This window comes from Mycobacterium simulans (assembly GCF_900232995.1).
Lineage (GTDB): Bacteria > Actinomycetota > Actinomycetes > Mycobacteriales > Mycobacteriaceae > Mycobacterium > Mycobacterium simulans.
In genome coordinates this window covers 1-9,856 of the sequence record NZ_OCVX01000041.1, presented here as the reverse complement: position 1 = coordinate 9,856, position 9,856 = coordinate 1, and the positions used below count along the sequence as shown (strand labels likewise).

The following is a 9,856-nucleotide window of genomic DNA, read 5'->3' as shown; positions in this document are numbered from 1 at the left end:
GGGCAAGACGGTGCTGGTGTTTCCCGGCCAGGGTGCCCAGCGACTGGGGATGGGTCGGAAGTTATATGAGCGGTTTCCGGTGTGCGCCCAGGCGTTTGATGCGGTGGCCGACGAGTTGGATCGGCATCTGCGGTTGCCGTTGCGGGATGTGGTGTGGGGTGGCGATCAGGATTTGCTTGATAGCACTGAATTCGCTCAGCCAGGATTGTTTACTGTCGAGGTGGCATTGTGGGAGTTGTTGAGGCACTGGGGTATTCACCCAGACTTCGTGATGGGGCATTCAGTGGGGGAGTTGGCGGCGGCGCACGTCGCCGGAGTGTTGACGTTGCCGGACGCGGCGATGTTGGTGGCCGCGCGTGGCCGGTTGATGCAGGCGTTGCCGGCCGGTGGGGTGATGGTGGCGGTGGCCGCCGGCGCGGACGAAATACTGCCATTGCTGGTTGAGGGAGTAGGGATCGCGGCCATCAATGCGCCGGGGTCCGTAGTGATTTCTGGTGAGCAGACCGCGGTGGACGAGGTTGCCAAGCGGTGCACCGACCGGGGTTGGCGGGTGCACCGGCTGACGGTCTCGCATGCCTTTCATTCGGTGCTAATGGAGCCGATGCTAGATGAGTTCGCCCGTATCGCCGCTGACGTCACGGTCAGCGCGCCGCGGATTGCGTTGGTGTCGAATGTAACCGGTGAGCTGGCTGGACCTGATTACGGCTCATCGCGGTATTGGGTTGAGCATATTCGCCGGCCGGTCCGGTTCGCCGAAAGTGTGAGTTATCTGAAAGACCAAGGAGCAACACACTTCATCGAGGCCGGTCCCAGTGGTGGCCTCAGTGCCGCTATCCAACAAACATTGACGTCGGCTGAAGCGCTGGTCGTACCTATGTTGGGTAAGGACCAGCCTGAAGTGGCTTCGTTGCTCAGTGCGGTTGGGCAAGCGTTTGTCGCCGGTGTTGGGGTGGATTGGTCGGCGGTGTTTGCAGGCTTGGATGCTCGGCGGGTCGAGCTGCCGACGTATGCGTTTATGCGACAGCGGTTTTGGTTGTCGTCGGCTTCCGTGGGCTCAGCTGATGCGGCTGCGTTGGGGTTGGCTAAGGCCAGTCATCCGTTGTTGGGTGCGGTGGTGCCGCTCCCCGATGACGGTGGGGTGGTGTTGACCGGACGGTTGTCGCTCGGCGCGCAGCCGTGGTTGGCCGATCATGTCGTGGGTGGGGTGGTGGTGTTTCCCGGTGCGGGGTTTGTGGAGTTGGCGATCCGTGCTGGGGACGAGGTGGGTTGCGCGCTGGTGCAAGAGTTGGTCTTGGCTGCCCCGCTGGTACTGGGTCAAGACGCCGCTGTGCAAGTTCGGGTGGTCGTCGGCGGCGCTGAGGGGTCGGGGTGCCGGTCGGTGGCGGTGTATTCGCGTGCAGATCAGCCCGATATGCAATGGGTGTTGCATGCCCAGGGCGCGCTAGCGCCCGATGTGGTGGCCCCGGCGGTGGATTTGTCGGTTTGGCCACCCGCGGAAGCTCAGCCCGTGGAGATCGCTGGTGCGTATGAGCGGTTGGCGGCGCGCGGGTTTGAATATGGGCCGGCGTTTCAGGGACTGCAGGGATTATGGCGGTCGGGCGAGGAAATCTTCGCCGAAGTCGCTGCTCCCGAGGACGCCGGGGTGGAAATGGCCGGGATGGGGATCCATCCGGCGGTGTTGGTCGCAGCGTTACACGCCGCGCTGTATGCCGCGGACGACGGCGGGGGCATGGTGGTGCCGTTTTCTTGGCAGCAGGTGTCGTTGCATGGGGTTGGTGCGACGCGGCTGCGGGTTCGAATCGCCCAATGTGGGGATGACGCATTGTCGGTGGATCTTGCTGATTCCGCGGGGCTTCCGGTGTTGTCGGTGGGTTCGTTAGTTGCTCGCCCGGTCACTGCTCACCAGTTGCATGCCGAGGTGAACGCGGCTGCCGGTGAGTCGGCTCAGGGGTTGCTGGAGGTTGCATGGTCAGCGATCACGCTCGATTCGCGCAGCGTTGACCGGAAAGACCCGCGTCCGGTGCTGTGTTGGGACGACTTCGTCGCCTCCGGTGTTCAGGGTGGGGGTGAAGACCCGGTGGTGTTGTGGCAGTGGGGATCTGCCGATCAGCCGGTAGTGGGGTCGGTATATGCGGGCACCCATCAGGCGTTGGAGGTAGTGCAGTCCTGGCTGGCGCAGGATCGCGCCGGGACGCTGGTAGTTCTCACGCGTGGTGCGGTGGGGTTGGCCGGTGAGCAGATCCGCGATCTGGGCGGGGCGGCGGTGTGGGGGTTGGTGCGTTCGGCTCAAAGTGAGTACCCGGGCCGAATCATGCTCATCGACACCGACACACCAACAACCGTAGGTGGTGAGGGCGCACCGGATTTGTCGGTGCTGGTCGCTAGCGGGGAGCCTCAACTGGTGGTGCGCAACGGTGTGGCCTATGCCGGCCGGCTAGCCCCCAGCCAGCCGGCGCCGGAGGTGGGGCAGCTCGCTGATGAACTGGCCGCTGGCACCGTGGTGATCACTGGTGGGACTGGGATGGCCGGTGCGGTGTTGGCCCGTCATGTGGTGACCCGTTACGGGGTGAATCATGTGGCGTTGGTCAGCCGCCGTGGTGAGCACGCCCACGGTGTGGCCGAGATCGTCGCTGAGTTGGAGCGCGCTGGTGCTCGGGTGCTGGTGTTGTCTTGTGATGTGGCTGATCGGGCTGCGGTGGCGCAGTTGATGACTCGGTTGGGTCAGCAGTGTCCGCCGCTGACGGGGGTGATTCATGCTGCCGGGACACTTGATGATGCGCTCATCGGCTCATTGACTCCGGATCGAGTGGATACGGTGTTGAGGGCCAAAGTAGATGGCGCGTGGAATCTGCACGAGGCCACCGCTGATTTGGGCCTATCGATGTTTGTGTTGTGTTCCTCGATCGCTGGTGTGGTGGGGACTCCGGGGCAGGGCAATTACGCGGCAGCCAATGCGTTCTTGGATGCGTTGGCCGCCCACCGGCGTGCCAGCGGGTTGACGGCGATCTCGCTGGGGTGGGGACTATGGGAACAGGCCAGCACCATGACCGCCCACCTCAGCGATCGCGATAGGGCGCGGATGCGCCGCACAGGGCTAGCGGCGATGACCACTGGGCAAGCCGTCGAATTCTTTGACGCGGCAATGATCGCCGATCATCCCGCGGTGGTGGCTACTCGCCTTGACCGCAACACACTGGCTGACCCCGCGCTGAATGCTGGGCTGCCACTGTTGTTTAACGGGCTAGTCACGCGCCGGCCAGCGCGGCGGGCCGCTGCTAACGACAACACCGCAACCGAATCGGCGTTGGCCGCGCGGCTGCACGGACTGTCCCCCGACCAACGGCATGATCTCCTGACCGAAGTGGTGTGCGCACAAGTTGCGCTAGTCCTGGGTGAATCCAGCCCCCGAGACATCGACCACGACAGCACCTTCCAGGACCTCGGGTTCGATTCGCTGACCGCCGTGGAACTGCGAAACCGACTCAAGACCGCTACCGGACTGACTATTTCACCCACCTTGACCCTCGACTACCCCACTCCCACCGAGCTGGCCCGACACTGTAGCCACCAACTCAACGCCGACCACCATCCCAACTCCAACAACAACGAATCGGGGGTTGCAGCATCCGAGGACGAAAGGCTGTGGTCCATCGTTAAAGCGATCCCGATCAGCGACCTCCGAGCCGCGGGTCTACTGGACCAACTATTGCACCTGGCAAATGTCGGAATCAATCCAATAGCAGATCAAAAGGACCGCGACCGCAACGAACTTGAACGTATCATCGATTCCTCAACCCCCGAAGAATTGCTAGCAATAGCACTCGGAGTGTCCGCAGATGCCGAGACCGACCGGAATGGGTCGTAAGCCCAATAGGCGGCCCCGGAACGACCGAAGGACTGTCGCCCTAGTCGCTCGGTCTTGTAGAGCCGATTGACGGTGAAGTCCTGTGGACGGCGTCGACCAGGTCGTTTGCGGCTTGTGGAAGTCGCCAAACCTGTTGCCGTTCATTCAGTTTGATCCCCTTCCTAAGAACGGATCGAGGCGGTGCCGCTCGGCCTCGGCCATCCTGCCGTCGGGCAGTGGAGTCGTCGGCGAGCGCATCAGCGTTGACATATTGGGTGACAAGCACCGCTGGCTGCGCGCATCAATACGCAATGTGCGATGTGCAGCGTGGTAGGTGGCTCGACAGGGCAACTTGTCGATAGTCAAGTGTTGCTCCTGGTACTAGTTTTCCAGGCGCTACAGGTTACGACGGGCTGCCATTGAGGAGCTTCCAGTGAGTTGTAAAGCCACGTCCGTATGTTTTTCGCGATCATGCCGTGCTCGGAAATCGTTACGCGACCTCAGCCAACTGCCCACGAGAGGTTATTCCGATGGCAAATTCTGAAGAACTTCATTCTTACCTGAAGCTGACGGTGTTGGAGCTTGAGAAGACACGTCGGCGTTTGCGGGAGATGGAAGCGAGAGTTCGTGAGCCGGTTGCGATTATCGGTATGGCGTGTCGCTATCCCGGTGGGTTGAATTCTCCTACAGACTTATGGCGTGCTGTATGCGAAGGGCGTGACCTGGTATCGGATCTGCCGACCGACCGTGGCTGGGACATTGACAGCAATCATGACCTAAATTTCGCGATACAACGTCGATCGGGGGGACCGGCCGGCGGTTTCGTATCTGATGTCACCGGATTTGACGCGGACTTTTTCGGGATCGGCTCGGGTGAGGCATTGCTGATGGATCCTCATCAACGGCTGGTGCTGGAGGCCGCATGGGAGGCGTTTGAACACGCGGGCATCGACCCCTCGACTGCGCGGGGCAGCGATACCGGAGTCTTCCTCGGTCTGATGTCTGTTCTGGGCGACCCGCAAAACCTCGGCGTGGCACTTGAAGACCTGGATGGTCACCTTCCTTCAGCGACGACCATCGGGGCGTCAAGCATGGCCAGCGCCCGAATTTCCCATTTCTTCGGCTTCAAGGGGCCGGCTATCACTCTCGACACCGCGTGTTCCTCGTCGCTGGTGGCGATTCATCAGGCCGTCCGATCGTTGCGGTCGGGGGAGTGCCCAATGGCGCTTGCCGGGGGCGTCACGTTGATGACGCAAGAAGGTTTTGTCGGGTTGACGGCTGCAATGAAGTCTTCTGCTGACGGGCGATGCAAGTCGTTTGCGGCGTCGGCGGATGGTACCGGATGGGGTGAGGGTGTGGGTATCTTGCTGCTCGAGCGGTTGTCTGTTGCTCTCGAAAACCAGCATCCAGTGTTGGGAGTAATTCGCGGTTCGGCGGTCAATCACAATGGGCCGTCGAACGGGCCGGAAATTCCAAACCGGTTAGCGCAGCAGCAGGTGATCCGCCGGGCGCTGGCGGACGCTGGACTGGAGGCGTCTCAAGTGGATGTGGTTGAGGCGCACGGCACCGGAACTCCGCTGGGCGACCTCACCGAAGTTGAGGCGCTGATGGAGGCATATGGCCAACACCGGCCGGATGGGCAGCCGTTGTGGGTGGGATCGATCAAATCGAATGTGGGCCATACGTCGGCTGCGGCTGGGGTTGGCGGAGTCATCAAAATGGTTGAGGCACTGCGCCATCGGGTCATACCACCGACCTTGCATGTAGAGGAGCCGACTCCGTACGTGGATTGGTCGTCGGGTTGCATCCGGTTGGCCACGACTGCGCACCCGTGGCCGCAAGGCGACGATGCGAGGCGGGCGGGGGTGTCTGCGTTCGGCGTCAGCGGGGTCAACGCGCATGTAATCGTTGAAGAGGCCGCGCACGAGCCTTTGGTAGGCGAGACGACTGGATTATCGGGTACCAGCGTCCCGGTCGTACCGTGGGTGATCACCGCGAATTCCGCGGAGGCATTGCCGATGCAAGCCGCTCGGCTGGTGGCGCATCTCGAACACAATTCCGACTTTCGTTCGATCGACATTGGGCTGTCGTTGGCCAGCTCGCGGGCACAGTTTGACCATCGGGCGGTAATCGCCGGACGTGATCGAGGCGAATTGCTCGATGGGTTGCGATCGCTGGCTGACGGCGGGGTGTCCTCGGCGCTGACGCGCGGTGTGGCGGGAGACTCCGTGAAGACTGCCCTGGTGTTTCCGGGTGAGGGTGCGAGGTTGTTGGGCGTGGGACAACAGCTGTACTCACGGTTTCCGGTGTATGGCAATGCATTTGACGAGGTGTGCTCGATTTTCGACGAGCGGATGGGTGCTTCGTTGCGAAACGTGGTTTTCGCCGAAGCTGGCTCGTCGCCGGCGGAATTGCTGGATCAAGCCGCGTATGCACAGCCCGCCTTGTTCGCAGTTGAGGTCGCGCTGTTTCGGCTTGCCGAATCTTGGGGTCTTCGGCCCGACTATGTGGTTGGTCATTCCTTGGGTGAGGTGACGGCCGCATACGTGGCGGGCCTATGGTCGCTGCAGGATGCTTGCCATCTCGTTGCGGAACGTGGTCGGCTTATGGAATCCAATGCGTTGAGTGTGGACAACGCATTGCAGCTTTGCCAGCAGCTGAACTACCAAGTCCCAACAATCAGCGTCATATCGTGTGTCACCGGCGAACTCATCGATACGAGTCGACTGAGCTCTCAGGAATATTGGGTTGACCACTTGAAGCAACCCGTTCGCTTTATCGAAGCGGTGCAGTGGGCGCGGTCGCAAGGTGGCGTCACCAATTTCCTGGAAGTTGGTCCGGGTACTGAGCTCGTCACTCGCATCAACGGCCACTTCGCAGGTGACGATGTCGATACCAGCGGAGGGTGCGCGGCGGCGTTGCTCCCGGCCTCCGTCGATGAGGACGCAGCGTTTGTAAGCGGGCTGGCGACGGCGTATGTCGGTGGTACGCCGATTGATTGGGCGAGCGGGTATGCGGGTTCAGATGCGCGGCGGGTGGAGCTGCCCACGTACGCATTCCAGCGCCAACGGTTCTGGTCCGAAACCGTCGTTAGCCGCCAAGCGCGGACAACCGTCCCGAATGCAGCCCAGCTATCGACACCGAAATTCGGCGTCAGCGAGTCAAGTGAGCCGCCCGGTACCGAGACCGAGAAGAAGCTTGCCGAGGCGATCGCGCACGTTCTCGGTATCGACCAAATCGGGCGTGAGGACCGGTTTTTGGCTCTCGGCGGCGACAGTGTCTCCGCGATGCGACTGGTGGCCCGGACACGGGAGGCGGGTCTGCCGCTGACTCCCCAAATGATTTTCGAGCATCCCACGGTAAGAGAGCTGGCGACGGCACTGGACGCCCTTCCCGGAACGGCTGAAAAGGAGGGTCAGACCGTTGTCGACGATGGTGATAACAACCGGCCTCAAGCGATGAGCATGTCGGGATTGTCGTCGGCGGAGCTGGGTTCACTAGGAGGCCTGCTGGCAGAGATCGACGGGGCAGTGCTGCCATGACCCAGACGAGCAACGCCGCCGGCATCCAAGATGTGATGACCCTCAGCCCGCTTCAGGAGGGGCTGTTCGCGTTGGCGATGGCCAGCGAGACCCCGGCCGATGATCCCTACGTGGTCGCGGTAGGGGTCGATGTTTCCGGGCCGCTCGACGCGGAACTGCTGCGCGATTGCGCGCGAGTCATGCTCGAGCGCTACCCGAATATGCGGGCTCGCTTCGTAGCCCGCGGCTTGCCGCATCCAGTCCAGGTTCTGCCGTCCGGAGTCGATCTGTCATGGAGCCATGTCACCGCCACCGCCGAGGCGGTGATCGCCCTCGAGGCCGACGAGCGGGGTAGAGGATTTGACCTCGAGAAGGGTCCGCCAACCCGGTTCCTGCTGATCGAGTTACCCGGTGAGCAGTGGCGATTCCACGTCGCCGCCCATCACATTGTGGTCGACGGATGGTCGATGGTCCTGTTTGTCGACGAGCTACTGAAGCTGTACAAATCCGGCGGCAACATCGATTCGCTGCCACCGCCACCACGGCCATTCCGTGATTACATCGGTTGGCTGGCCAGCCGCAACGCAGAGCAAGGTGAACAGCAGTGGCGGCACCATCTTACCGGCCTGCAGGGGCCCACTCTGTTGGCGGCAGTGCCATTCAGCGACAACGGGGCACATCCAGACCATCAACCCACAATCACAAAACTGAGCCTCGACGAGGCCGCCAGGACTCGTCTGGTTGAGGGCGCCCGCAGCCGCGGCGTCACGGTAAATACGTTGACCCAGCTGGCTTGGGCGCTGTTGCTGTCGGTCCTGACCGACCGCCAAGATGTGGTCTTTGGGGTCACGGTATCCACCCGGCCCGCCGAGCTGGCCGGTACCGAATCGATGATCGGCCTGCTGATCAACACCGTGCCGTTGCGCGTGCGCCTGGACCCAAGGACCGTGGTGGCCCAACAATGTGCGTTCATCCAGCAGGACGCCGCACGCCTGCGCGAGCATGCCTACCTCGGCCATTCGCAGATCCGCGCAGTTGGCGGCTTAGGCGAACTATTCGACACCGTACTGGCGTTCGAGAACTATCCCGCCGGCGTTTTGAGCGGCAATCACGAGCTGGTCGCAGGCCCGGCGACATTCCGCTCGCCGCAGTTTTGGAGCCGGGCCCATTTCCCAGTCGTCATCCAAGCCGAACTTTCCGAAAACGGGTTGGCACTGACGATAGCGACCAATGATGAGCATGCACTGGGTGAGATCAGCGCTGAGACGCTGGGCCGGCGTCTGCTGGTGATAATGCAGCGGCTGTTGGAGATGTGGGACCGTCCACTGCGGGACGTGAGCGCCCTGTTCGACGACCAGCCCATGGGTGATTGCGCACCATCGGAACCCGCTTACCTCACCACGATCGGTAACCTCGCCGCCTTAACCCAACCGCTGCCCGAGCTGTCGCTTCCGGTGTTGTTTGCCGCTCAGGTGGGGCGCTCGCCGGACGCGGTTGCGTTGGTGTTTGAGGGGCAGTCGTATAGCTATCGGGAGCTGGATGAGGCTTCGAATCGGTTGGCGCACTTGCTGGTTGGTTACGGGGTGGGTGCCGGCGATGTGGTGGGGTTGTTGGTGGAGCGCTCCGCCCACGCGATCACGGCGATCTTGGCGGTGCTCAAAACCGGGGCGGCGTATCTGCCGATCGATCCCGCGGTGCCCGAGGCGCGGATCGCGTTCATGCTCACCGATGCCGCACCGACTGTGGTGCTCAGCACCGCGGAGCTGCGCTGGCGGCTGGACGGGTTCGACCTGCTGGTTATCGATGTGGCGGATCCTGCGATCCGCACGTGCCCGGCCACGGCGTTGTCGGCACCGGACCCCGACAATATTGCGTACGTCATTTACACCTCGGGTACTACGGGTGTCCCGAAGGGGGTGGCTATTAGCCACCGCAATGTGAGCCATCTGTTGGATTTGTTGGATGCCGATGTGGTCGGGGCGGGGCCGGGGCGGGTGTGGAGTCAGTGTCATTCGTATGCGTTCGATTTTTCGGTGTGGGAGATCTGGGGTGCGTTGTTACGTGGGGGCCGGCTGGTGGTGGTGCCGGAGTCGGTGACCCGCTCGGCCGAGGAGTTGCTTGCGTTGTTGGTCGCCGAGCGCGTAAACGTGTTGTCCCAGACCCCGTCGGCGTTTTACGGGTTGGTGGCTGCTGATGCGGCACATCCGGAGCTGGGCTCGCAGCTGCAGCTGGATGCGGTGGTCTTTGGTGGGGAGGCGTTGGAGCCGCACCGGTTGGGGGCGTGGCTGGCTAGGCATGGCGACCGGCCGCGGTTGGTCAATATGTATGGCATCACCGAGACCACCGTGCATGCGTCGCTTCGTCCGATCGTGGAGCACGACGCTGATAGTGGTGTGAGTCCGATCGGGGTGCCGCTGAGCACTCTGGCGTTGTTTGTGGTGGATGGGTGGTTGCGTCGGGTGCCGGTGGGTGTGGTGGGGGAGTTGTATGT

Annotated in this window: 2 protein-coding genes and 2 pseudogenes; all 4 read left to right on the top strand. The window is 62.4% G+C overall.

Annotated features, from left to right (window positions below):
* Positions 1-3,865, top strand: a 3,865-nt coding sequence (locus MSIMFI_RS26845; protein WP_191499964.1) for a type I polyketide synthase, incomplete at its 5' end; no start/stop codon positions are given.
* 509 nt (positions 3,866-4,374) lie between these two features.
* Positions 4,375-7,386 (top strand): type I polyketide synthase, encoded by a 3,012-nt coding sequence (locus MSIMFI_RS26840; protein ID WP_191499963.1) that lies wholly within the window; start codon positions 4,375-4,377, stop codon positions 7,384-7,386.
* Positions 7,383-8,651 (top strand): annotated as a pseudogene (locus MSIMFI_RS30115) (condensation domain-containing protein); the annotation flags it as partial. The gene MSIMFI_RS26840 and the pseudogene MSIMFI_RS30115, both read left to right, overlap by 4 nt.
* A gap of 120 nt (positions 8,652-8,771) precedes the next feature.
* Positions 8,772-9,856: pseudogene (locus MSIMFI_RS30110) on the top strand (AMP-binding protein); the annotation flags it as partial.